The 23,873-nt window shown below is 72.6% G+C and carries 19 protein-coding genes and 3 tRNA genes; 16 read left to right on the top strand and 6 right to left on the bottom strand.

Annotation, left to right across the window (positions count from 1 at the left end):
• The first annotated feature begins 209 nt into the window (after nt 1-209).
• Both ACIOC1_RS00755 and ACIOC1_RS00750 read left to right on the top strand, forming a co-directional pair.
• The gene (locus ACIOC1_RS00755) at nt 210-896 is read left to right on the top strand and encodes a GntR family transcriptional regulator (RefSeq protein ID WP_401850852.1); all 687 of its coding nucleotides are present in this window, start codon (nt 210-212) and stop codon (nt 894-896) included.
• Nucleotides 897-949: 53 nt separating this feature from the next.
• Nucleotides 950-1,600: a hypothetical protein gene (locus tag ACIOC1_RS00750; protein WP_188284155.1), complete on the top strand. Its 651-nt coding sequence runs from the start codon at nt 950-952 to the stop codon at nt 1,598-1,600.
• 107 nt (nt 1,601-1,707) lie between these two features.
• On the opposite strand, the gene ACIOC1_RS00745 is transcribed toward ACIOC1_RS00750, so the two are convergent.
• Entirely contained in the window at nt 1,708-2,454 is a 747-nt protein-coding gene (locus ACIOC1_RS00745) for an SLATT domain-containing protein (RefSeq protein ID WP_355336128.1), read from the bottom strand.
• Nucleotides 2,455-2,690: 236 nt separating this feature from the next.
• Here ACIOC1_RS00745 and purD point away from each other — a divergent pair, with 236 nt between their 5' ends.
• From purD to ACIOC1_RS00725, 4 genes are all read left to right on the top strand, one after another.
• On the top strand, nt 2,691-3,938 hold the full coding sequence (purD, locus tag ACIOC1_RS00740; RefSeq protein ID WP_355336130.1) for a phosphoribosylamine--glycine ligase: 1,248 nt from the start codon (nt 2,691-2,693) through the stop codon (nt 3,936-3,938).
• 195 nt (nt 3,939-4,133) lie between these two features.
• Nucleotides 4,134-5,945 (top strand): hypothetical protein, encoded by a 1,812-nt coding sequence (locus ACIOC1_RS00735; RefSeq protein WP_401850848.1) that lies wholly within the window; start codon nt 4,134-4,136, stop codon nt 5,943-5,945.
• Between the two features lie 519 nt (nt 5,946-6,464).
• A complete protein-coding gene (locus tag ACIOC1_RS00730; protein WP_391042664.1) occupies nt 6,465-7,949 on the top strand; it encodes a N,N-dimethylformamidase beta subunit family domain-containing protein in 1,485 nt (494 codons plus the stop codon).
• Nucleotides 7,950-8,104: 155 nt separating this feature from the next.
• On the top strand, nt 8,105-9,007 hold the full coding sequence (locus ACIOC1_RS00725; RefSeq protein WP_401850845.1) for a phosphoribosylaminoimidazolesuccinocarboxamide synthase: 903 nt from the start codon (nt 8,105-8,107) through the stop codon (nt 9,005-9,007).
• A gap of 66 nt (nt 9,008-9,073) precedes the next feature.
• Here ACIOC1_RS00725 and ACIOC1_RS00720 read toward each other — a convergent pair.
• From ACIOC1_RS00720 to ACIOC1_RS00705, 4 genes are all read right to left on the bottom strand, one after another.
• Nucleotides 9,074-9,149, bottom strand: a tRNA-Gly gene (locus tag ACIOC1_RS00720).
• A gap of 179 nt (nt 9,150-9,328) precedes the next feature.
• A tRNA-Gly gene (locus ACIOC1_RS00715) sits at nt 9,329-9,404 on the bottom strand.
• Nucleotides 9,405-9,453: 49 nt separating this feature from the next.
• A tRNA-Gly gene (locus ACIOC1_RS00710) sits at nt 9,454-9,525 on the bottom strand.
• A 141-nt stretch (nt 9,526-9,666) separates the two neighbouring features.
• A complete protein-coding gene (locus ACIOC1_RS00705; RefSeq protein ID WP_188284161.1) occupies nt 9,667-9,984 on the bottom strand; it encodes an Lsr2 family protein in 318 nt (105 codons plus the stop codon).
• 403 nt (nt 9,985-10,387) lie between these two features.
• Here ACIOC1_RS00705 and purS point away from each other — a divergent pair, with 403 nt between their 5' ends.
• From purS to ACIOC1_RS00655, 10 genes are all read left to right on the top strand, one after another.
• Nucleotides 10,388-10,633, top strand: coding sequence for a phosphoribosylformylglycinamidine synthase subunit PurS (gene purS, locus ACIOC1_RS00700; RefSeq protein WP_093716007.1), 246 nt, complete (start codon nt 10,388-10,390; stop codon nt 10,631-10,633).
• Nucleotides 10,630-11,310 (top strand): phosphoribosylformylglycinamidine synthase subunit PurQ, encoded by a 681-nt coding sequence (gene purQ / locus ACIOC1_RS00695; RefSeq protein ID WP_355336137.1) that lies wholly within the window; start codon nt 10,630-10,632, stop codon nt 11,308-11,310. The genes purS and purQ overlap by 4 nt, the downstream gene beginning before the upstream one ends.
• A complete protein-coding gene (purL, locus tag ACIOC1_RS00690; protein ID WP_401850841.1) occupies nt 11,307-13,556 on the top strand; it encodes a phosphoribosylformylglycinamidine synthase subunit PurL in 2,250 nt (749 codons plus the stop codon). The genes purQ and purL overlap by 4 nt, the downstream gene beginning before the upstream one ends.
• 276 nt (nt 13,557-13,832) lie before the next feature.
• Entirely contained in the window at nt 13,833-14,231 is a 399-nt protein-coding gene (locus tag ACIOC1_RS00685) for a hypothetical protein (protein WP_391159372.1), read from the top strand.
• A gap of 93 nt (nt 14,232-14,324) precedes the next feature.
• Entirely contained in the window at nt 14,325-14,852 is a 528-nt protein-coding gene (locus ACIOC1_RS00680) for a DUF664 domain-containing protein (protein WP_391130444.1), read from the top strand.
• Nucleotides 14,853-15,340: 488 nt separating this feature from the next.
• Entirely contained in the window at nt 15,341-15,802 is a 462-nt protein-coding gene (locus ACIOC1_RS00675) for a hypothetical protein (RefSeq protein WP_401850837.1), read from the top strand.
• Between the two features lie 245 nt (nt 15,803-16,047).
• Nucleotides 16,048-17,856 (top strand): NB-ARC domain-containing protein, encoded by a 1,809-nt coding sequence (locus tag ACIOC1_RS00670; RefSeq protein ID WP_401850835.1) that lies wholly within the window; start codon nt 16,048-16,050, stop codon nt 17,854-17,856.
• 131 nt (nt 17,857-17,987) lie between these two features.
• Complete coding sequence (locus ACIOC1_RS00665) at nt 17,988-20,411, top strand: PQQ-binding-like beta-propeller repeat protein (protein ID WP_401850832.1); 2,424 nt, start codon at nt 17,988-17,990, stop codon at nt 20,409-20,411.
• The gene (locus ACIOC1_RS00660) at nt 20,398-21,837 is read left to right on the top strand and encodes a serine/threonine-protein kinase (RefSeq protein ID WP_401850829.1); all 1,440 of its coding nucleotides are present in this window, start codon (nt 20,398-20,400) and stop codon (nt 21,835-21,837) included. Before ACIOC1_RS00665 ends, ACIOC1_RS00660 begins: the two co-directional genes overlap by 14 nt.
• A 36-nt stretch (nt 21,838-21,873) precedes the next feature.
• Entirely contained in the window at nt 21,874-22,668 is a 795-nt protein-coding gene (locus tag ACIOC1_RS00655; RefSeq protein ID WP_401850827.1) for a hypothetical protein, read from the top strand.
• A 94-nt stretch (nt 22,669-22,762) separates the two neighbouring features.
• Here the strand turns inward: ACIOC1_RS00655 and ACIOC1_RS00650 are convergent, their stop codons facing one another.
• Nucleotides 22,763-23,719 (bottom strand): TIGR03564 family F420-dependent LLM class oxidoreductase, encoded by a 957-nt coding sequence (locus ACIOC1_RS00650; protein WP_401314307.1) that lies wholly within the window; start codon nt 23,717-23,719, stop codon nt 22,763-22,765.
• Between the last annotated feature and the right edge of the window lie 154 nt (nt 23,720-23,873).

Genomic DNA, 23,873 nt, shown 5'->3' with positions numbered 1-23,873 from the left:
CTCCGTCCCGGCACCGCGCCGCCGCCCACCCGTACGGCGAAGAATAAGCGTATGAACGGCAGGGGGTCAGAGGTGTTCCCCGTTCCGCTCGCCGCGCATACGCGTACGGGCTTCGCATATCGTGTGCGGCAGTCACCCGCGCGTACGAACGTACGAATCACCGGAGTACGTGGGCGCGCGCGACGCACAAGGACGACGAAGGAGACGGCATGCCGGACGGCGGCGTATCGCCTGTGCGGCGCAGCAGTCTGCGCCAGCAGATCGCCGACGCCCTGCGCGACGAGGTGCTGACCGGACGGCTCCCGGCCGGCCGCCACTTCACCGTCAAGGAGATCGCCGAGCTGTACGGCGTCTCCGCGACCCCCGTCCGCGAGGCCCTGGTCGACCTCGCGGCACAGGGACTGCTCGAAGTCGAGCAGCACCGCGGCTTCCAGGTCCGCCGTTTCACCGCGCAGGACTTCCGCACCCTCACCGAAGCGCGGCTCTTCGTCGTCGAGGCGTCCTTCCGGCGGATGGCCGAGGTCGGCATGGGCGACGTGCCGCCCGACGCCATCGCGTCCGTACGGCGCCGCGCCGAAGCCGCCGCCCGCGCCGCCCGCTCCGGTGTCCTCGACATCCTCATCGGCTGCGACCTGCGCTTCTGGCGCGAGTTGACCGCCCTCGGCGGCAACCCGCACATCTGCGAATTCCTCGACCGCATGCGCACCCAGACCTGGATCTACGCCGTCCCCCACCTGCGCGCCCTGCACGACACCGCCGGGGTCTGCTGGTCCGACCACGTCGCCCTCGTGGACGCCGTCGCCGCACGCGACACCGCGACCGCCCGGCAGCTCACCCTGGAGCACAGCGACCACACCAGCGCCCTCATCGAAAAGCTCGTCCCCGCCCGGCCATGACGCGACCGGCACGGGCGTTTTAGGCTGTACGCCCCCGACCGGATGGAGTGTTCGTGGCCTGCGACTTGTGGCTGGTGCCCCTCGTGGACGTGCTCTGCCACAGCCCGGAAAACCCCTTCTCCGAGGAACTCGCCCGATACGACAAGGCGTTGAACGACGCCGGACAGCCGCCCGTCCCCGTCTACAACTACATGCCGGGGCTGTCGGGCGACGTCGGCCCGATCGCGTGCTTCGACTACGACGCCCTGCACTTCCTGCGCCGCGCCTATCTGCTCAGCCTCCAGGGGCTCGAGGTCACCCCGGTCGACGCCCTCGGCGGCGACTACGAACAGCTCCTGGAGATGTTCGAGGCCACCGCCCAGCGGTCGCACCTGGTCTGGCACTACGACCACGCGGGGGCGTACGTCCCCCTCGACTTCCCCCAGCCCGTCGTCAACGACGAACTCCTCGAAGGCGGCGGCCCCCTCGGCTCCAGCCACGGGCTGCTGCGCGAACTCGAATTCGTGGCCCCCGTCATCGGCATCGACCCCGCCAACCCGCCGCTGCCGCCCGCGCCGCCCGAACACCACACCACTCTTGAGGAGCCGGCCGTCTCACCGGTCGTGGGCAACGGGCCGTTCGCGCGGGAACACCACGTGTGGCTCGGCCTGCACGCGGCGGCGACGCGGAGCCTGGGCCAGGGCTCGATGATCGTCTTCAGCTAATCGCACCGGGCTCCTTGGCGAGCCGCACCGGGCTCCTTGGTGAGCCGCACCGCGCTGCCTGGCGAGCCGCACCCGGCCACCCCGGCCACTTGGCGAGCCGCCCCCGGCTACCTCGGGCTCTCCGGCGGCCGTTGGCGCGGCATGTTGGGGCGCGTGCTCGGGTGCGCCAGGCGCGGACCCGGCGACGGCTCCTGGCGGCTCGGCCACCAGGCGGCGGACTGGGTGCGCAGCGGAGCGCCGGAGGTGTGGCCGCCGAATTCGACGATCCAGTCGGACGTCTCCATCCGGACGAGGTCGGCCAGGTCGTCGCAGAAGCGGCGCAGGATGGCCAGACAGCGTTCCGCGGCCTCGGCGGCGGTGCCCTCGGTGGGGCCGAGGACCTCGCGGACGCTCTCGGAGGCCCAGTCGAAGCGCAGGGACTCCAGGCGGCGCTGGACGGCCTGGGCGGTGGCGACGTCGCGCATCCACCCCGAGGTCAGGCCGAAGAGGCGGTCGGTGCCGAGGCAGACACCCGCCAGGAGCAGCGCGAGATAGCCCCAGCTCGCGCTGGTGTCCGCGGTGCCGGTCAGCTCCACCAGCGGCAGGGCGGCGCCGGCGGTGCCGAAGAGGACGGCGCCCAGACGCAGGGCGCGGGCGGCGCGGCGCTTGCGGATACGGTCGTCGAGGTACCAGTCGGCGGTGCGCAGGGCGCCCGTCTCGGCCCAGCGGTACAGCTCCGCCAGGCGTTCCGCGGGCTCGCCCCAGTCGCCGAGCGGGAACGGCAGCGCCCGCAGGTCCTCGTGCTGATGGTGCAGCGCCCGCCGCTGAGGCTCGTCCCGAGGTGCTTCCTCGGGAAACATGTCCGGCTGGCTCACTGCACGCTCCCTCGTATGGCCCCAAGGGCCCCTCGTGGACCTCATATGCGGCTTTCGGCGCCGGATGTCCGGCCCGGTGGTGAAGCACTCTTCTTACCGCCGAACGGCTGAGCGCGGGGTAGCGATCTCCGGATATCCGCCCATACGGGCAGCGTGATCAGGTATAGGCCGATGAATGCGGTCGCTCGAAAGAGTGAGGGCGGCCCGCCGCCCCGCGGCCCACTACCCTGGTGCGCGTGAAGGTCCTTGTCATCGGCGGCGGCGCCCGCGAACACGCCCTGTGCCGCTCCCTCTCGCTCGACCCCGACGTCACCTCGCTGCACTGCGCGCCCGGCAACGCCGGAATCGGCGAGGTCGCCGAGCTGCACCAGGTCGACGCCCTCGACGGCGCGGCCGTCGCAGAACTCGCCGTCTCCCTCGGCGCCGACTTCGTGATCGTGGGGCCCGAGGCCCCGCTGGTCGCCGGGGTCGCCGACGCGGTACGGGCCAGCGGCATCGACTGCTTCGGCCCGTCGGCGCGGGCCGCGGAGCTGGAGGGCTCCAAGGCGTTCGCCAAGGACGTGATGGCGGCGGCCGGGGTGCCGACCGCGCGCAGTTACGTCTGCACGACGGCCGACGAGGTCGACGTGGCGCTCGACGCTTTCGGCGCGCCCTATGTCGTCAAGGACGACGGGCTCGCGGCGGGCAAGGGCGTGGTCGTCACCGGCGACCTGGCCACCGCCCGCGCGCACGCGCTGAGCTGCGACCGGGTGGTCATCGAGGAGTTCCTCGACGGCCCCGAGGTGTCGCTGTTCGCGGTCACCGACGGCGAGACGGTCGTACCGCTCCAGCCCGCGCAGGACTTCAAGCGGGCGCTGGACGACGACGAGGGCCCCAACACCGGCGGTATGGGCGCCTATTCGCCGCTGCCGTGGGCCGACCCCAAGCTCGTCGACGAGGTCGAGCGGACCGTGCTCCAGCCGACCGTGGACGAGCTGCGCCGCCGCGGCACGCCCTTCGCGGGCCTGCTCTACGCCGGTCTCGCCATCACCTCGCGCGGTGTGCGGGTCATCGAGTTCAACGCGCGCTTCGGCGACCCCGAGACGCAGGTCGTACTCGCCCGGCTCAAGACGCCGCTGGCCGGACTGCTGCGGGCCGCGGCCACCGGGCAGCTCGCCGCCTTCCCGCGGCTGCGCTGGAGCGACGGCGCGGCGGTGACCGTGGTCATCGCCTCGTACAACTACCCGGACACCCCGCGCACCGGCGACCCGATCTCCGGGCTCGCGGACGTCGCCGAGAAGGACGAGCACGCGTACGTCCTGCACGCGGGCACCCGGGAGGACGACGGGCGGATCGTCAGCGCGGGCGGCCGGGTGCTGTCGGTCACCGCGACCGGTTCCGACCTCGCCAAGGCCCGTGACCGGGCCTACCGCGCGGTCGACCGGATCGGTCTTGACGGTGGCCACCACCGTACGGACATCGCCGCGAAAGCGGCCGGTCTCTGACCAAAGCCACTCCAAGGAGTGATGACTCGGCCATAAGGCTGACTCCTTCCCGGCGCCGAACTAGGGTGCCCCGAAAGCGCACTGCGGGACATTGCGGCAATCAGCCGTACGGCCATTGCGATGTCCGTGGGCGGTGCGACAGTGGGGGGAGGCCGCCATCGGGGCGGTCACCACAGCGCAGGGGGTGAGTCGCCGATGGCCGGAGAAGCAGGTGAGGCGGTCGCGCGCTCCCGTGCCCTGGCGGTGCTCCGGGTCCGGGGCGCCGCGCTCGGCGCGGCCCTGCTGCCCGCCGCCGTCGCCGTCGTCCTGCACGCGGGCGGCGCGACCGGCCGGATCGGCTCGCGCTGGGACGGTGTGCGCTGGGGAATGACCGGTGGCGCGCTGGTGGTGCTGCTGGTCGCGGCGGCCGTCGCGGCGGTGATCGTACGGGCCAGGCCCGCGGTCAGTCCCGCGGTGCCGGTGGCCGAGACCGCCGCGCCCGACCTCTACCGGATGGTCCGCGACCTGGCGGAGCGGATGGAGGTGCCCGCGCCGTCGGCGATAGAGCTGACGCCGGACTGCGACAGCTGGCTGGAGGAGCGCAGGGCCGACCGGCCCGCGGGCCGCAAGGCCAGGAAGGCCGCCAGGGAAGAGGGCAGGCGGACCGCGCCCGTGCTGGTGATCGGCTCGCCCTTCATGTGGTGGATGCGGATCGCGGAGCTGCGCGCGCTGCTCGCGCCCGTGGTGGCGGGCACGGGACCCGCCGCCGATCCGGAGATAGCGGCCGCCCGCCGCTTCGTGCGCGGCCTCGACGCGGCGGCCGGAGTCGCCGCGCACGGCCGCGAGGGCACTGTGCTGCTGCGACCGGTGTTCGGCGTCCTCGGCTGGACGGTCCGGCTGCTGCTGAACGGCTGCCGTGTCCATGTCGCCGAGATGGAGCGGGGCGTCGCCGCCTCCGCCTCCGAGCGCGCGCAGGCCGTCGACTACGGGCTGCGGATCGTCGCCCAGGAACAGGTGGGCCTGGCCTACGCGGGCTGGGACCGGCTGCTCACCCGCGTCGCGCTGCCCGCCTGGCGGATGGGCCGCTGGCCGTCCCGGCTGGACGCCGGGGTGGTCGCCGCGCTCACCGAGCTGTCCCGGCGCGACCGGCTCGCCGACGGCTTCGAGACCCGGCTGGGCGAACGCCCGGCCTGCGATCTCCTGGAGGAGCCCGGCGCGATGGACGAGGCCGTCTCACTGCTGGCCGCCCGGCTCTTCCACGCGGGCCCGCAGCGGCCCGGCCCCGACTGGGCGCCGGTGAGCTGGAACGGCTATCCGGACGAGGTCGTCGACCGCATCTGGCGCACCGAGGCCGCCCGGTTGATACGCGTCCTGGACGAGGTGCCGCCGCCGGAGCCCGGCATCGCCGCCGCGGCCGAGGAGGAGGACGAAGGACCGGCCGCGATCGGCGGCGGGCGCCGCAGCGGCCTGCTCCTCGGCGACCGGGCCATGACCGGGCCGACCGCCGCCGCCCGCACCTCGGCGGCGGAACGGGCCGCCGCCGCGCTCGCCGACGAGCCGGGCCGCGCCACCCTCACCCGCGTCATCGACCGGCTCTCGCGCGGCGGCAGCGAGGAGCTGGCCGCCAGGATCGGCGCGCTCGCCGCCCGCGACGAGGCGGCCCGGCACGCCGCGACGGCCGAGAACGCCAAGGGCGGCGGCGGAAACGGTGGCGGAAGCGGGGGCGGAACGGGCGGCGGTACGGAGGAAACCCCCGTGCCCGTCTCCCCGTTGCTGCCGCCCCGTACCGGCCGTGAGCTGCTGACCGACCACGTCACCGCCGTCGTCTGCTGCGCCGCCGTGGACACCGCGGGCGCCGACGCGGGCCTGGACTGGCTGGACGGGCCCACGCTGCTCGTCGGCGGCGCCCGCCGGGCCGATCTGACCTGGCCGGTGCTCCGCCTGGTCGAGAACGGCGACGCGGCACCGCTGCGCTCCTGGCTCAGGGCCGTCGGCGTCCGCCCCGACAAGCCGATCCGGCTGGTGTGATCAACCGACGTAATGCGCCGTCGTGATCGACGGGCGTGACCCGTCGTCGTGATCGACCGACGTGACGCGCCGTCGTGACCAACCGACGGACGCGCCGTCATGATCAACCAATGTGACAAGCGCCACGTCGCCCCCGCGCGAGCGCCGTCCGGGGGCGGTGCGTTTCGGCCACGACCGCACACCGCCCGGCACCGCCTCGCGCACCGCCGCGCGGCGCGCCACACGGCGTGGAACCCGCCCGGCTTCTGGCCCGTACCGCCCGCTCCCGACCGCTCGGAGCGCGCGGCGCGACCTCTTGACCTGGGTCATGTGACGTTCACCACACGCCGGTTGACCGAATCTGCTTCACTCGTCGCCCGATCCGTTCCGATAATTCACCACGAACGGTAACCGGTGCGGTGCTTTCTGTGATGTGCTGGGTATGTGCGCCGCACTATTGCACCGCATGGGTGAACCACGGGTGGAGCGGGGAACCGCGGGAGCCGGCGCGGCCGGGGATCGGGTGAGGGAGGGGCTTCGATGAGTACGGACCAGATCCGACGGTGGGAGTCCGGAGCGCATGCCCACGGGGTCTCCGACCCCTTCGGCCAGGGCCCGCTGCCCTGGCTGCGCGGCGCCTCCCAGTACCTGGACGACGACGGCCAGGTCGTCCCCTGGTACGTCGACCTGGCCGTGAGCAGCGGCGACGCCGCGCACCGCCCGCGCTTCCCCGGACCGCGTACCGCCGACGACGTACGCCGTCAGATCAAGGGCTTCGCCTCCGCGGGATCCGTCGTGCCCGGCGAGGCCATCGACTTCCGGATCACCGTGGACCCGCCGCAGGAGTTCACGGTCGACGTCTACCGGATCGGCCACTACGGCGGCGACGGCGCCGCGAAGATGTCCGCGAGCCCCCGGCTGTCCGGCATCGTCCAGCCCGCGCCGCTGGCCGCCGGAAGGACGGTTTCCTGCCACCACTGGTGGCAGTCCTGGCGGTTGCAGATCCCCACGTACTGGAACACCGGCGCGTACGTGGCCGTCCTCACCACCGCCGACGGCTACCGCAGCCACGTCCCCTTCACCGTCCGCGCCACCCACGAGGCGGACCTGCTCCTGCTGATGCCCGACGTGACGTGGCAGGCGTACAACCTCTACCCCGAGGACGGCAGGACCGGCGCCAGCCTGTACCACGCGTGGGACGAGAAGGGGCAGCTCCTCGGCGAGGAACAGGCCGCCACCACCGTCTCCTTCGACCGCCCCTACGCGGGCGCCGGGCTCCCGCTGCACATCGGCCACGCCTACGACTTCGTACGCTTCGCCGAGCGCTACGGCTACGACCTCGCGTACGCCGACGCCCGCGACCTGCACGCGGGCCGTATCGACCCCACGCGCTACCGCGGCCTGGTCTTCCCCGGCCACGACGAGTACTGGTCCAAGCCGATGCGCCGGGCCGCCGAGACCGCGCGCGACGCGGGCACCTCGCTGGTCTTCCTGTCGGCCAACACCATGTACTGGCAGGTCGAGCTGGCAGCGTCCCCGGCCGGGGACGCGGACCGGCTGCTGAGCTGCCGCAAGCGCCGCGGCGACAACAAGGGCCGCACCGCGCTCTGGCGCGACCTCGGCGAGCCGGAACAGCTCGTGCTCGGCGTGCAGTACGCGGGCCGCGTCCCCCAGCCGTCGCCGCTCGTCGTCCGCAACGCGGAGCACTGGCTGTGGGAGGCCACCGGCGCCACCGAGGGCGACGAGATCGACGGCCTGGTCGCGGGCGAGGCCGACCGCTACTACCCGCGCGCCCCGCTGCCCGAGAGCATCGAACGCATCCTGCTGGCCCACTCGCCGTACGAGTCCACCGACGGCCGCCGCTGCCACCAGGAGACCTCGCTCTACCAGGCCCCCAGCGGCGCCTACGTCTTCGCCTCCGGCACCTTCGCCTGGTCCCCGGCGCTCGACCGCCCCAACCACGTCGACCCGCGCGTCCAGCGCGCCACCGCCAACCTCCTCGACCGCATCTGCAAGCACGACTGAGGGGTGGGTCCGCCGGTGGCCGGCGCGCCGGAGGCGGCGCACCGGGTCCAAGCCGCCGGAGGCGAGCGGGCGGCGAAAGGAGGAGCCCCTGCGCGCTCCACCTGTCCCGATAAGCGAGAATCGGGAGCTGAACCGCCGAGTGGGGAGGACGACCCGTGTCCGGATTCGTCGAGAAACCCGAACCTGTCCAGGTGCCGGGACTGGTACATCTGCACACCGGCAAGGTGCGCGATCTATACCAGAACGCGGAGGGCGACCTGGTGATGGTCGCCAGCGACCGCACCTCCGTCTACGACTGGGTACTGCCCACCGAGATCCCCGACAAGGGCCGGATTCTCACGCAGCTCTCGCTGTGGTGGTTCGACCTGCTCGCCGACATCGTGCCCAACCACGTGATCTCCACCGAGCTGCCCGAGGGCGCCCCCGCGCAGTGGGCGGGCCGCACCATGGTGTGCCGTTCGCTGCGCATGGTGCCGGTCGAGTGCGTCGCACGCGGCTATCTGACCGGCTCCGGCCTGGTCGAGTACAACCGGGACCGTACGGTGTGCGGCCTCGCGCTCCCCGAGGGCCTGGTGGACGGCTCCGAGCTGCCCGCGCCGATCTTCACCCCCGCCACCAAGGCCGAGGTCGGCGAGCACGACGAGAACGTGTCGTACGAGGAGGTCGCCCGCGAGGTCGGCGCCGAGACCGCGACGCTGCTCCGGCAGACCACGCTGGCCGTCTACGGCAGGGCCCGCGACATCGCGCGCGAGCGGGGCATCATCCTGGCCGACACGAAGTTCGAGTTCGGTTACGACGAACAGGGCACGCTGGTCATCGCCGACGAGGTGCTGACCCCCGACTCGTCCCGCTTCTGGCCGGCCGACCTGTGGGAGCCGGGCCACGCGCAGCCGTCCTTCGACAAGCAGTTCGTCCGCGACCACCTCACCGACCCGGCGCTGGGCTGGGACCGCAACGGCGAGGAGCCGCCGCCCGGCCTGCCCGCCGAGGTCGTCGAGCAGTCCCGCGCCCGCTACGTGGAGGCGTACGAGCGCCTCACCGGCACCGCCTGGTCGTAGCACCCCGGCGCGGAAGCGGAGAGACGACGAAGGCCCCGGTCGTGGTGACCGGGGCCTTCGCGATGCTGGAGCGGACGACGAGATTCGAACTCGCGACCCTCACCTTGGCAAGGTGATGCTCTACCAACTGAGCCACGTCCGCAGGCCGTGCAGACACTGTACCCGATCGGACGCGGCCATTAGAAACCGATATATCCCGTCGCCCCGTGACGCGCCGAGCGGACGCCCGGCGACGCGCCGAGCGGACGCCCGGCGACGCGCCGAGCGGACGCCCGGATACGACGAAGGCCCCGGTCGTGGTGACCGGGGCCTTCGTGACGCTGGAGCGGACGACGAGATTCGAACTCGCGACCCTCACCTTGGCAAGGTGATGCTCTACCAACTGAGCCACGTCCGCATTGCTGCGGCCACTCTACCCGATCCATAGGACCGGCCGGAGCGACCAGAGCGGGCGACAGGAATTGCACACTGCCCCTCCCCCCTGGAAGGGGGGCGCTCTGCTACTGAGCTACACCCGCGTGACCTCCGCTGACCTGGCCTTTCCGGCCCTGCCCTCGGCGTGCTCCACACACTAGCGGAAGGGTGGGGGTGGCTGTCCAGTCGGCACCACCGCCCCCGCCCGTTCGCCCGGCGGTTGTCAGTGAGTTGTCGCGGAACCGTCAACTGGCCTTGTTGAACGCTTCGTAGACCTTCTTGGGGATGCGCCCGCGGGCCGGGACCTCGAAGCCGTTCGACTGCGCCCAGGCGCGGACGGTGGCCGGGGTCGGGGCGATCGGCGTGCGCTTGTAGGCGCGGCCCGAAAGGGTGCGGCGGCGGCCGGCCTCCACGTAAGGAGCCAGGTCATTGCGCAGCTTGTCCGCGTTCTGGGACGAGAGGTCGATCTCGTACCACTGACCGTCGACGCCGAATGCGATGGTTTCCGCCGCTTCTCCGCCGTCCAGGTCGTCGGCGAGGGTGACCAGTACGCGTTGCGCCATAGGGATGTGGTCCTTTCGTACGCCATCGGCCTTGCCGGGGCCCGGCGATCGCACGCGGCCCGTGTGTCGTGGCGGTCGCGAGCGGGAACGGTCGCGACCGGACGCCGGGCCCCGGTGTCACGGGTGGGCCGACAAGTCGAGTGTCGACAAGTTTTCATTTGTACGATGCCACGAAATGGGCACCGCGTGATACATCGTGACACCTGTTAATTCCCCCGGGTGCCGCTTCGTAATCGGGACCCTATGTTTCACCTACGGGTTTCCCCAAGCATTTCGGCGGCCGATACATAAACGTGATCAGTGATCTAGGGGTGCGCTAGGGGTCGCGTTCATATCTACTCGCGTAGATTTTCGCACCGGGTACGCTGAGAGAACCTCACGCACCACACCACCGGGAGTGCAAGTGGCACGCGTCGTAGTCGACGTCATGCTCAAGCCGGAGATCCTCGACCCCCAGGGCCAGGCGGTGCAGCGAGCACTGCCGCGCCTGGGCTTCGACGGGATCTCCGACGTCCGCCAGGGAAAGCGCTTTGAACTAGAGGTCGAGGGGCCGGTCGACGACGCCGCCCTCGCCCGCATTCGCGAGATGGCGGAAACCTTTCTCGCGAACACCGTGATCGAGGACTTCGCCGTAAAGGTGGAGTCGTGACTGCGCGCGTTGGCGTCGTCACATTCCCCGGCACGCTCGACGACCGTGACACACAGCGCGCCGTCCGGGTCGCGGGCGCCGAAGCCGTACCGCTGTGGCACCGTGACAAGGATCTCCAGCAGGTCGACGCGGTGGTTCTGCCGGGCGGCTTCTCGTACGGCGACTATCTGCGGGCCGGCGCGATCTCGCGTTTCTCGCCGGTGATGGAAACGATCATCGAACAGGCGAAGGCCGGAATGCCGGTTCTCGGCATCTGCAATGGGTTCCAGGTGCTCACCGAGTCGCATCTGCTGCCAGGCGCGATGCTGCGCAACAACCACCTCCACTTCGTCTGCCGCGACCAGAAGCTGCGGGTCGAGACCAGCGCCACCGCCTGGACGTCCCAGTACGCGGACGGCCAGGAGATCTCCATCCCGCTGAAGAACATCGACGGCCGCTACACCGCCGCCGAGCGGGTGCTGGACGAACTGGAAGCCGAGGGCCGGGTGGTCTTCCGCTATCTGGACGGCAATCCGAACGGGTCGCTCCGTGACATCGCGGGCATCAGCAATGCCGCGGGCAATGTCGTCGGCCTCATGCCGCACCCCGAGCACGCCGTCGAGCCGCTGATCGGCACCGGCCGCACCGACGGCCTCGGATTCTTCACCTCGGTCCTGAAGAAGTTGGTCTCCGCATGACCCTCGATACCGTCAAGCACGCCGCCGAGACGCCCGAGGCCGGGCAGCCGTGGAAGGAACTCGGCCTCAAGGAGGACGAGTACGCCCGGATCCGCGAGATCCTGGGCCGCCGCCCGACCGGCGCGGAACTGGCGATGTACTCGGTCATGTGGTCGGAGCACTGCTCGTACAAGTCGAGCAAGGTGCACCTGAAGCAGTTCGGCGAGAAGGCCCCGCAGACCGACGCGCTGCTCGTCGGCATCGGTGAGAACGCGGGCGTCGTGGACGTCGGCCAGGGCTACGCCGTCACCTTCAAGATCGAGTCGCACAACCACCCGTCGTACATCGAGCCCTACCAGGGCGCGGCCACCGGCGTCGGCGGCATCGTCCGCGACATCCTCGCGATGGGCGCGCGGCCGGTCGCCGTGATGGACCCGCTGCGGTTCGGCGCGGCCGACCACCCCGACACCCGGCGCGTCCTGCCCGGCATCGTCTCGGGCGTCGGCGGCTACGGAAACTGCCTCGGCCTGCCCAACATCGGCGGCGAGGTCGTCTTCGACCCCTGCTACCAGGGCAATCCGCTGGTCAACGCGCTGTGCGTGGGCGTCATGAAGCACGAGGACATCCACCTCGCGCAGGCGTCGGGCCCCGGCAACAAGGTGATCCTGTACGGCGCCAGGACCGGCGGCGACGGCATCGGCGGCGTCTCGGTGCTGGCCAGCGAGACCTTCGACTCGACCGGCCCGTCCCGCCGCCCCGCCGTCCAGGTCGGCGACCCCTTCCAGGAGAAACTGCTCATCGAGTGCACCCTGGAGATCTTCCGCGAGCAACTGGTCGCGGGCATCCAGGACCTCGGCGGCGCGGGCCTGTCCTGCGCCACCAGCGAGCTGGCCTCGGCCGGCTCCGGCGGCATGCGCGTCGAACTGGACACCGTGCCGCTGCGCGACGCGACGCTCTCGCCCGAGGAAATCCTCATGAGCGAGTCGCAGGAGCGCATGTGCGCGATCGTCGAGCCCGACAAGGTCGAGCGCTTCCTGGCGATCTGCGAGAAGTGGGACGTCATCGCCACCGTCATCGGTGAGGTGACCGAGGGCTCGCAACTGGAGATCTTCTGGCACGGCGAGCAGATCGTGGACGTGCCGCCGCGCTCGGTCGCGCACGACGGGCCGACGTACCACCGCCCGTACGCCCGGCCGGACTGGCAGGACGCGCTCCAGGCCGACGACGCGGGGAAGCTGCCGCGGCCCGGCACCTCCGCCGAACTGCGCGAGCAGGTGCTCAAGCTGGTCGGCTCGCCGAACCAGGCGTCCAAGGCGTGGGTCACCGACCAGTACGACCGCTTCGTGCAGGGCAACACGGTGCTGGCGCAGCCCGAGGACTCCGGCATGATCCGGATCGACGAGGAGACCGACCTCGGCGTGGCCATCGCCACCGACGGCAACGGCCGCTTCGCGAAGCTCGACCCGTACACGGGCGCGCAGTTGGCGCTCGCGGAGGCGTACCGCAATGTCGCCGCCTCCGGGGCCAGGCCGCTGGCCATCTCGGACTGCCTGAACTTCGGCTCGCCCGAGGACCCGGCCGTGATGTGGCAGTTCGCCGAGGCCACCCGCGGTCTCGCCGACGGCTGCCTCCAGCTCGGCACCCCGGTGACCGGCGGCAATGTGTCGCTGTACAACCAGACCGGCGACGTGGCGATCCACCCGACCCCGGTGGTCGCGGTGCTCGGCGTGATCGACGACGTCAACCGGCGTACGCCGATGGCCTTCAAGGACGAGGGCCACCTGATCTACCTGCTCGGTGACACCCGCGAGGAGTTCGGCGGCTCGGCCTGGTCGCAGGTCGTCCACGACCACCTCGGCGGTCTGCCGCCCGCCGTCGACCTGGACCGCGAGCGGCTGCTCGGCGAGATCCTGATCTCCGCGTCGCGCGACGGCATGATCGACGCCGCCCACGACCTCAGCGACGGCGGTCTCGTCCAGGCGGTCACCGAGTCCTGCCTGCGCGGCGGGCACGGCGCGCGGCTGGTCGTCCCGGACGGTCTGGACGCCTTCACGTTCCTGTTCTCCGAGTCCGCGGGCCGCGCCGTCGTCGCGGTGCCGCGCTCCGAGGAACTGCGCTTCACCGACATGTGCGGGGCGCGGGGGCTTCCGGCGGCGCGGATCGGCGTCATCGACGGCGACGAGATCGACGTGCAGGGGGAGTTCAGCATTCCGCTGGGCGAACTGCGCGCCGCGCACGAGGGGACGATTCCGGCGCTGCTCGCCTGAGCGTTCCGCTGATGTGACGGAAAAGTCCACCGGGTGCCCCGGCCGCGATGACGCGGCCGGGGCATCTGTGTGGTGTGGCGTGGACCGGCGATGGTCTTAACGGTCTGACGAACGGCTTGACGTTTTACGGGAATCGGGCGTCGTGGCAATTGCCGGAGGCGTCATAAGACGGCATGTGCCGGATCCACCCGTATGGCGGTGCTCGGGGCTGTGCGCCGTCACCCATGATCGTTTCGCGCGCTCGCACGTTGGCGCACGAAACGAGGGGAATGTGCAGTGATCACACGTAAGAACATCGCCGTGCTGCTGTCCGCCGCCGTGATGACGGCGGGTCTCGCCATGACCGGCGGGGCCTCGGCCACGGCCGCCGCCGCAGCTCCGGCGAAGGAGAAGGTCAGGCCGGCCGCCGAGTGCGGTGTCCGGTCCGACGGCCGTCTGTACTGCGGCAACAAGGTCGGGGCCAGGGGCTTCGCGGACCGCTCCTACCGCTCGGCGACCCGCGGCACCCTGACCACCGGCTTCAACTGGTTCGTCTGCTGGGGCCACGGCGACCCGCACGCGGGCCAGAACGACATCTGGTACTGGACGCAGCTCGACAACGGCGCCTGGGGCAACGTCCCGGCCGTCGACCTCTACACCGGCCAGGACCCGGCGCCCGGCCTGCGGGAGTGCTGAGAGCGTTCGCCACTCGGGGATGACCGCCTCCCGGTGCCGCGGGCGCCGGGAGGCCAGGGTGCCAGGGTGCTGGGGGGCCGGTCAGAATGGACCGTGACCTCAGAGCAGACCGAGACCCCCGACCCGCGCACCGGCCCGCCGACCACGGGCGGTGAGCGCGAGACGCTGCGCGGCTTCCTCGACTACCACCGCGAGACCCTCGCCATGAAGTGCGACGGCCTCACCGACGACGAACTGCGCCGCTGTTCCATGCCGCCGTCCACCCTCAGCCTGCTCGGGCTCGTCCGGCACATGGCCGAGGTCGAACGCGCCTGGTTCCGCCGGATCATCGACGGCGAGGACATCCCTCTCGTCTGGTCCGCCACCGGCGACTTCCAGGAGGCGTACGACGCCTCCGGCTCCACCCGCGACGAAGCCTTCTCCGCCTGGCACGCCGAGGTCGCCCACTCCCGCCGCATCGAGGGCGCCGCCCCCACCCTCGACCTCGTCGTCCACAACTCCCGCCACGACGAGGATGTTTCGCTCCGCCTGGTCATGCAGCACGTCATCCTCGAATACGCCCGTCACAACGGCCACGCCGATCTGCTCCGCGAGGCCATCGACGGCACCGTCGGCGCCTGACGGCGCCGTTCCGCGTGGGCGCGCTCACCCACCGCGCTCCCGCAGGTCACCACCCGCCCCGGGCGGGGCAGTTCGGCTGTTCCCGGACCACCGACCGGTGGTGGCTTGTCGCGCAGTTCCCCGCGCCCCTGAAATGCCCCGCCTTGCGCAAGGCCAGCGGCCCTTGTCCCCATCCGCGAGGGCCTTTGCCCGTGACGGGGCGCACTGTCTTTTGTCCGGGCGGTGGGCCGGTCTTTTGAGGGGCGCGGGGAACTGCGCGACCGGCCACGGGGTTGGTGCGCCTTTGAGAACCGGCCCCAGTGGGGCAGATGCGGTTGTTTTCGGGCTGGCAGCCCGGCGGGGGTGGGTCGCGGCCCATGGCGGGGCACGTCGTGGGTGAGGGCGGCGGAGGGGGCGGAGTTCACGGGGCCGCCCGCCGCGCCCCGGTGGTGCCGCCGCTTTCGGTGCGGCGGCACGGGAGTTGGGGCTACCGTCGAAGAGTGACCGGTGTGGAGATTGCGATCGGGTACGTGTGCGCGTGGCTGGTGGCCAAGGCGCGGCGGGTGGCGGGGCGGGCGGACGCGGAGGTGGACCGGGGTCTGGACGCCGGAATGGACCGGCTGCACACGCTGGTCTCCGGTGCGCTGGGGGAGGACCCGGCGCTGGTACGGGCGGCGCGGGAGGCGGACGCCGGGGAGGTGTCCGCCAGGACGCGCCGTCGTCTGACCGACGCGCTGGACGAAGCGGTCGAGCAGGACGGGGAGTTGGCGGAGGCGCTGCGCCGCGTCGTTGACGAGGTACGGGCGTTGACGCCCGCGACGGCCTCGGCGGAAGGCGACGGCGTCGCCATCGGAGGGAACGTCGAGATCCGCGCGGACGGCGGCTCGGCCGCCGCCGTACGGATGGGTGACGTGACGATCGGAAACCCCCCGGCGCCGGACCCTCAGGTGCCGGGTCCGCCGCAGGGCTGAGCGCACCCGGCGCTCCACCCGACGAGCCCACGAGGACGCCAACGGCCGTCACGATAAGGGCCGTTGACGGCTCCGTCGCGGCCCACACCGTCCACGGCGGACTCCACCAGCACCACCACCCGCCCCCGCGCCCGCCCGCCGCCTGGCCCGTACAGATCGGCGTCGTCCCGCGCGAGGCGGACTGCTTCCAGGTCCGCGCGGCCGTCGGCGCCCTGGACGCGGCGCTCACCGACGCCAGTACGGCCGTGGTCGGCCAGGTCCTGACCGGCATGGGCGGCGTGGGCAAGACCCAACTCGCCGCGCGGCACGCCCGGGACGCGTGGCGGTCCGGCCGCCTCGACCTGCTGGTGTGGGTCACGGCGACCAGCCGCCAGGCGGTGGTGGACGGCCTCGCGGAGGCCGCGCAGACGCTGCTCGGGGCGGACCGCGAGGACCCCGAGCGCGCCGCCCGCGCCTTCCTGGCGTGGCTTGAGCCCAAACCCGCCCCGGAAGCGCCGCGTTGGCTCGTCGTCCTGGACGACGTCACCGACCCCGCCGACCTCACCGGCCTGTGGCCGCCCGACAGCCCCACCGGCCGTACGGTCGTCACCACCCGCAGCCGCGACGCCGCCCTCACCGGCCGGGGCCGCCGACAGGTCACCGTCGGCGTCTTCACCGAAGAGGAGAGCGAGGGCTATCTGACCACCGCCCTCGCCGCCCACGACCGCGAGCCGCTGCGCGAACTCATGGCGCTGGGCAGCGCATTGGGCTGGCTGCCGCTCGCCATGTCCCAGGCCACGGCGTACGTCGTGGACGCCGGAATCACCTGCGCGACCTACCGCGCCCGCCTCGCCGACCGCGCCCAGCGCCTCGCCGACCTGCGACCCACCGCCCTGCCCGACGACCAGACCACCGGCGTCGCCGCCGCCTGGACCCTGTCGCTCGACCGCGCCGACCACCACGCCCCGGTCGGCCTCGCCCGCCCCATGCTCCAACTCGCCTCGATGCTCGACCCCAACGGCATCCCCGAGGCCGTCCTCACCGGCGCCCCGGCGCTCAACTGGCTTGCCCAAGAAGCCCCTTCCCAGGACACGGTCTCCTCCGACGACGCCGTCCGCACCCTCCGCGTCCTCCACCGCCTCAGCCTCCTCGACCACAGCCCCCGTACCCCGCACCGCGCCGTCCGCGTCCACCGCCTCGTCCAGCGCGCGGTGCGCGACACCTTGACCGAGGCGGAACAGGACGCGCTGGCGCGGGTGGCCGCCGACGGGTTGGTGGAAGCCTGGCCCGAGGTCGAGCGGGACACCGAACTGGCGCAGTCGCTGCGGGCGAACACGGCCGCCGTGATCGGGGTCGCGGAGAAGGCGCTGTACGAGCCCGCGTCGCACGTCGTGCTGCACCGCTACGGCAGGTCGCTGGGAATGGCGGGCCAAGTCTCCGATGCCATCTCCTACTACGCGAACGTCGTACGCGTGTCGCACACGCTTTTGGGCCCCGCCCACCGGCACACCTTGTTCAACCGTGCCGTCCTCGCCAACTGGTACGGGCGGGCGGGAGACGGTACGGCCGCCGCCGCGCTCGGGGAGTGGCTGGAGAGCCCGCATCTGAAGGTGAGCCCCGACGATCCGCTCACGTTCGCCATCCGCAGCGACCTCGCTCACCAGGAAGGCGGCACAGGCGATCCGTCCTCAGCCGTCGCGACGTACGTCGAACTCCTGGCGGACGCCACGCGGGTGCTCGGCCCCGATCACGATCAGACGCTCGCCATCCGTGGGCACCTCGCCGAATGGCAGGGCAGAGCCGGTGCTCCGTCCGGTGCCGTGGCCGCGTACGAGGCGCTGTACGAGGACTACGCGCGGGTCCTCGGCCCCGAGCATCCGCAGACCTTCCTCCTCCGTGCCAGGCTTGCCAACTGGCTCGGCGTGGACAGGAGCGCCGCCGCCGCTGTCACCGCTCTCACGTCGGTGCTGGACGACATGGTCAAGGTGCTCGACCCCGAGCATCGCGACCTCCTTCTCGTACGCGAGCGGCTGGCCCACTGGCAAGCGAAGTCCGCCACTGACCGGACGCGTTGAAGCACCCGCTCCCGCCCCCTCTAGAACGTGCTGTGAAGTCCTTGTGAGGACCCCGCGATCCCCGCCCCGCACAAGGCGACAATTGGTGCTCCTGTGACTCCCGCCCCGGCGGCCGAGAAGGAATGAGCGCCGTGGAGCCGCTACAACCGGAGGACCCCGAGCAGATCGGGGGCCATCGGCTGCTGGCGCGACTGGGCGCGGGCGGAATGGGCGTGGTGTACCTGGGGCGTTCGCCGGGCGGACGCGCGGTGGCGGTCAAGGTCGTCAAGGCCGGGTTCGCGCGGGACGCGCGCTATCGGGCGCGCTTTCGCAGGGAGGTGGCGGCGGCCCGTACGGTGACGGGGGCGTTCACCGCGCCGCTGCTGGACGCCGACGCGGACGCCGCCGTGCCGTGGCTGGTGACCGAGTACCTGCCGGGCCTGTCGCTGCGGGAGGCGGTCGGCGCGTACGGCGGTCTGCCGCCCGCCGCCGTACGCCTGTTGACCGCCGCCCTGGCCGAGGCGCTGGTGGACATCCACCGCGCGGGCCTCGCGCACCGGGACCTCAAGCCGGAGAACATCATGCTCACGGCGGGCGGCCCCCGCGTGATCGACTTCGGGATCGCCCGCCCCGACGACGCCACGTCGATCACCGCCCCCGGCGCGCTGCTCGGCACGCCGGGCTTCATGTCGCCCGAACAGGCGTCCGGCGGGCTCGCGGGCTCCGACAGCGACATCTTCGCGCTCGGCGCGGTGCTGGTGTTCGCGGCGACCGGGCGGGAGCCCTTCGGCGACGGCGACCGGGCGGCCACGCTGGAACGGGTACGGCGCGCGCGGACGGATCTCACCGGGGTGACGGATCGGGGGCTGCGGGCCCTCGTCGCGTCCTGCCTGCGCCGCGAGCCCGGCGAACGCCCCAGCGCCGCCGCCCTGTTGGAACGGCTCGGCGAGCCGGAGGCGTCCGTGCAGGGCACGCGGTGGCTGCCGCCGCCGATGGCCGAGGCGGTGGACCGGCGGATGACGGGAGCGGAGCCGCCGCCGTACGCCCCGACGCCGGGGCGGGTGTGGCACGAAGGAGCGCCGGGACCGCAGGCCGTGGCGCCGGGCCAGACGACGGCCGACCCGACGGCCGACCCGACGGCCGACCCGCCCGCCGGTCCGCCGCCGCTGCCGCCCCGGCCCCCGAAGCCACCCGGCACCCTCCGCGACCCGAGCCGCCGCACACTGCTGCTGACGGTGGCCGCCGTCGCCGCCGTACCCGTCACGGCAGGGGTCGTACTGGCCGTACGGGGCACGGGATCGGACAAGGGCTCCCCGTCGTCCGGCAAGGACCGTACGTCCGCCGACTCCGGTCGGCCGAAACCCTCCAGCGCCCCGGCCCCGTCCCCCGCCGCGCCCCCGGAGGCCACCTCGCGGTGGAAGACCAAGGTGCCCGCCAACGGGCAGGGCTACCCCGACATCTACGCCACCGGCGACGTCCTCCTCACGGCGAACGACACGGGCGCCGCCGTGGCCCGCGCCCTCGACGCGCGCACCGGAAGGCAACTCTGGTCGCGACCCATCGACTTCGCCACCCAGGCATCCAAGATCACCGTCGGCGACGGCGCCGTGTTCGTGATCGACGAGCGCAAGAACGACACCTCCACGCTGCGCGCCCTCGACCCGGCGTCGGGAGCCACCCTGTGGACCTACCGGGTGCCGCTCATGAACTTCGTGTGGGGCGCGGCGGCCACCGGCTCGATGGTCTGCGTCACGGGCGGCGACGCGGTGACGGCGTTCGACGCCAAGAGCGGCAAGGTCATCTGGCGGACGACCGTGGAAGGGCAGTACGCCACGGCGGGCGCCGGGCTCGTCCTGGTCGAGAGCACCGCGCGGGGCACCAACGCGATCACCGCCCTGTCCGCGACCACCGGCCGCGTCCGCTGGACGCACAAGCTGGCGGACCAGCCGATGGACACCGTCATCGGCGGCGACGGCTTCGTGTTCACCCACGACGCTTACGGCAACCTGTTCGCTCTCCACTCCGCCACCGGCAAGGCCGCGTGGAACAAGACGGTGGACACGCGGAGTTCGTACCGCCGCACCGGCGGCGGCCTGCTCTTCGCCGACGACGTCGACGGCCACATCCGCGCGCTGCGGGCCAGTACGGGCGCGGAGGTCTGGTCGCGCCGCATGGGCCAGGACACGGCGAGTCCGTACGGCGAGTCGACGGCGATCGGCCTGTCGGGCGGCACGCTGTGGGTCGGCACGACCGACTCCGTCGTCCACGCCCTCGACGCCGCAGACGGCAGCGTCCTGTGGACCTACGGCGCCGACGCGATGAACGAACCCGGCGCCTCCGCCGATCCGGCGTGGGGCGCGCTGGCAGTCGGCGGGCTCGTCGTCCTGGGCACACGGGACGGCTACCTCGACGCGGTCAGCCCGCCGGACGGAATCCGGAACGGAACGCCGGGCGGAAGCCGGAACGGAACGCCGGGCGCGACGTCAGGCGGCGTGGCACCGACCGTCACACCGGGTGGAGCGCCGACCGTCACACCGAGTGGATCACCGAACGGAGCCCCGAATGCTGCGGCTTGAACCCGGCGACCCCGGTACGGTCGGCCCGTACCAGACCCTGGCGCGCATCGGCACGGGCGGCATGGCCACCGTCTACCTGGCCCGTTCCCGGGGCGGCCGGTCCGTCGCCGTCAAGGTCATGCACGCCGACCTCGCCCGCGAACTCCCGTACCGCGAACGGTTCCGACGTGAGATCGCCGCCAACTCCGCCGTGGGCGGCGTCCACAGCCCCTCCGTCCTCGGCGCGGACCCCGACGCCGCCACGCCCTGGATGGCCACCGAATTCCTGCCGTCGCTCTCCCTGCGCGACACCGTCGAGCGCTTCGGCCCGCTCCCGGCCGCCTCTGTCCGCCGCCTCGCCGCCGGTCTCGCCGAAGCCCTCGCCGACCTCCACCGCAACGGGGTCGCCCACCTCGACGTCAAGCCGGCGAACGTCCTGCTGACGGCCGACGGCCCCCGGCTGATCGACTTCGGCATCGCGACGACGGCCCCGCCCGCGCCGCCCGGGACGCCGCCCGGACCCGGCCACGTATCGGTCAACGCGTCCGGCCACGCGGGCTCTTGGGGCTTCATGTCCCCGGAGCAGGTCGCGGGCGCGGCCGGTCCGCCGAGCGACGTCTACTCGTTGGGCGCGACGCTGGCGTACGCGTACGGGAGCGCCGACGGCGGGGTCGAGGACGGCGGCGGTACGGACGCGCTGCGTGCCCTCGTCGCCGACTGCCGACGGCCCGACGCCGCCGCGCGCCCGACCGCCGCCGCGCTGGTCCAACGGCTCGCCCCGGCGCCGAACGAGAGCGCGGTCCCCGCCGTCCACTGGCTCCCGCCGCAGGTCGTCACGGCCATCGACGCGAACGCGAGCGCCGCCGACAACCCGCCCGGCCTCTCGTCGCCGTCAACCGGGCCGGGGCGGCGCCGCGTCCTGCTGGGCGGCGTGGCGGCGGCCGTCGTGGCCGTGGCCGGGGGCACGGCGGCGGTGCTGGCCACGCGCTCGGACGGCTCGTCGTCCGGTGAGGGACCGGGCGGTGACGGGAAGTCGCGTACGTCGCCCACGCGTTCGCGCGCGAGCGCCACTCCCACGGCCACGGCGGCCCCCACGACCCCCACGCCCTCGGCGAAGCCGGTCTCCCTGGTCTTCGAGGTCACGGGGACCGGCACCCTGACGACGGTCTCGTACGCCGTCAACGGCAAGGTGACCAGGAGCAGGAAGCCGCAGAAGCTGCCCTGGCGCAGGACGGTCGAGGTGCCGGGGGTCGCGGGCTCCGTCGGCTGGGAGATCAGGCTCACCCTCGGCTCGGGCACGGCGCACTGCCGCATCCTGCTGGACGGCAGCGCGGTGTTCGACCAACGCGCTCCCACCAAAACGCCGTTCGGTCCGACGTATCCCACCGACATCGCGGGGGGCGGGTCCAGTTCCCTGCCGGGACCCCTCCCGGGGCTCGACGGTTAGCGTGTGCGCCCCCGGCCGAGGAGAAAGGCATTCACCATGGTGAGCAAAGTCAGCTTCCTGCCCAAGGACATCGGCAGCCTCAGCCGGGGAATTCCCGCCGCCGCGCCCGGCACGCTCTTCGTGCTCGGCCCGAGCGGCGGCATGAGTGTCGCCCCGGACGCGGACTTCGCCGTGATGTTCGGCCGCAACGAGCTGGACGTCCACGTCTGCGTCGGCACGGGCGACGCGTGCGTCAGCCGCCGCCAGGGGATCATCACCTACGCGCACTCCCGCTGGACCCTCGGCAACATGGGCAAGCTGCCGATCCGCTTTCCCGGTTCACGTCTCGTACTCGGCGGCGACCAGGCCGAGTTGAGCACCGGCTACACCCCGCTCTTCATCGTCGCCCCGCGCCAGGAGCACCTGCTGGAGGTCCGGATCGCCTCCGCCGGCCCGCAGCCCGGCGCCGCCGTCCGGGGCTCGGCCTCCGTCGCCCACGAGCGCGAGACCAGCGACCGCGAGACCCGCGACCTCACCGACGAGGAGAAGCTGGTCCTCACCTGCCTCGCCCAGCGCTACCTCCGCAACGACCCCCAGCCCCAGCCCCTCACCTGGTCCCAGGTCGCCTACGAACTCACCGACCTCCACCCCGCCGACCCCTGGAGCGCCAAACGCGCGGCCCACGTCGTCGCCAAGCTCCGCCGCCGTCTCCACCGCGAGACCGACATCCGCGGCCTCCTCGAACACGAGGTGCCCCCGCCGGTCGGCAACGCGCTCAACCACAACCTCATCACCGACCTTCTGCTCACCACCACGATCACCAAGGCCGACCTGGACCTCCTGGGCGACTGACGACGGCGATTGAGGATGACGGCGACTGATGACGGCGACAGATGACGGCGATTGACGACGGCGATAACCACGCCCGCCCGGTGAAGTGGCGTGGTCAGCCCGCCAGTTCGCCGAGGAGCCTCCAGGTGCGCAGGCGGTCCGCCTCGCCCGCGATGTCGGTGCCCGAGAACACCACCTCGGTCGCGCCGGCGTCCCGGTAGCGCCGTACCTCGGCCGCGACCGTCTCCTCGTCGCCGATGACCGCGACGTCGGAGGCGCGCCGGCCGCCGGAGAGTTCGATGGCGCGCGCGTAGGAGGGGATCTGCTCGTAGAAGGCCAGTTGCTCGGTGGCCTTCGCCCGGACCGCGTCGACGTCGTCCGTCACCACGCCGGACACCAGGGCCACGATCCGGGGCGCGGGGCGGCCCGCCGCCCGCGCCGCCGCGGTGACGGCCGGGACGATGTGCTCGCTCAGGGCGCGCGGCCCGGCCAGGTAGGGCAGGATGCCGTCGGCCAGTTCCCCGCTGACGCGCAGGGCCTGCGGCCCCATCGCGGCGACCAGCAGCGGAACACCGCCCTCGGCGCCCGGCACGCGCGCGGGGACCGGGGTGGCGGCGGTGAGCAGTTCGCCGTGGAAGTCGGCGGCGCCGGTCTGCGTCAACTGCCGCAGGGCGGTGAGGAATTCGCGCAGGCGGGCCACGGGCCGCTCGAAGGGGATGCCGAATCCGGCCTCGGTCAGCAGCTTGGTGCCGAGCGCGAGCCCGAGGTGGTAGCGGCCGTGCGTGGCCGCCTGGGCGGTCTGGGCCTGGCTGGAGACCAGCAGCGGGTGCCGCCCGAAGACCGGGATCGCGGAGGTGCCGACGTGGAGGCCGGGCACCTCCCGTCCGACGATCGCGGCGAGCTGCGGCGAGTCGGCGCCGAAGGTCTGCCCGAACCAGGCCGAGCGCAGGCCGTGGGCCGCGGCCTCACGGGCGAGTTCTACGGTGGCGTCGACCTGGTTCGCCGCCTCGGACGCGTGGAGTGTCACTCCTACAGTCATGGTGGTGAGAACCCCGCGCTCCTGACCAGGTATTCCGCCGAGTGTGACGGCGTCGTGTCAGGTGTGTGAACCGGCGGCGGAAGGAGACCGGGCCGGGTCGCGGTCGGCCGGCGTCCGGCCCCGCCTGCCCGCCCGCGGCGCGCGTCCGCACCGGCCGACCGGCTCACTTGTGGCGAACCGGTGCCGG

Source organism: Streptomyces sp. NPDC088197 (assembly GCF_044741185.1).
GTDB lineage: Bacteria > Actinomycetota > Actinomycetes > Streptomycetales > Streptomycetaceae > Actinacidiphila.
The sequence above is the reverse complement of the archived record's forward strand: the minus strand, read 5'-3'. Positions and strand labels throughout refer to the sequence as shown.

Bases quoted from the DNA above. Each gene is read 5' to 3' on its own strand.
- ACIOC1_RS00755 (WP_401850852.1), top strand. From the start codon at position 210: ATGCCGGACGGCGGCGTATCGCCTGTGCGGCGCAGCAGTCTGCGCCAG.
- ACIOC1_RS00735 (WP_401850848.1), top strand. From the start codon at position 4,134: ATGGCCGGAGAAGCAGGTGAGGCGGTCGCGCGCTCCCGTGCCCTGGCG.
- ACIOC1_RS00730 (WP_391042664.1), top strand. From the start codon at position 6,465: ATGAGTACGGACCAGATCCGACGGTGGGAGTCCGGAGCGCATGCCCAC.
- ACIOC1_RS00705 (WP_188284161.1), bottom strand. From the start codon at position 9,984: ATGGCGCAACGCGTACTGGTCACCCTCGCCGACGACCTGGACGGCGGA.
- purL (WP_401850841.1), top strand. From the start codon at position 11,307: ATGACCCTCGATACCGTCAAGCACGCCGCCGAGACGCCCGAGGCCGGG.
- ACIOC1_RS00660 (WP_401850829.1), top strand. From the start codon at position 20,398: ATGCTGCGGCTTGAACCCGGCGACCCCGGTACGGTCGGCCCGTACCAG.
- ACIOC1_RS00655 (WP_401850827.1), top strand. From the start codon at position 21,874: ATGGTGAGCAAAGTCAGCTTCCTGCCCAAGGACATCGGCAGCCTCAGC.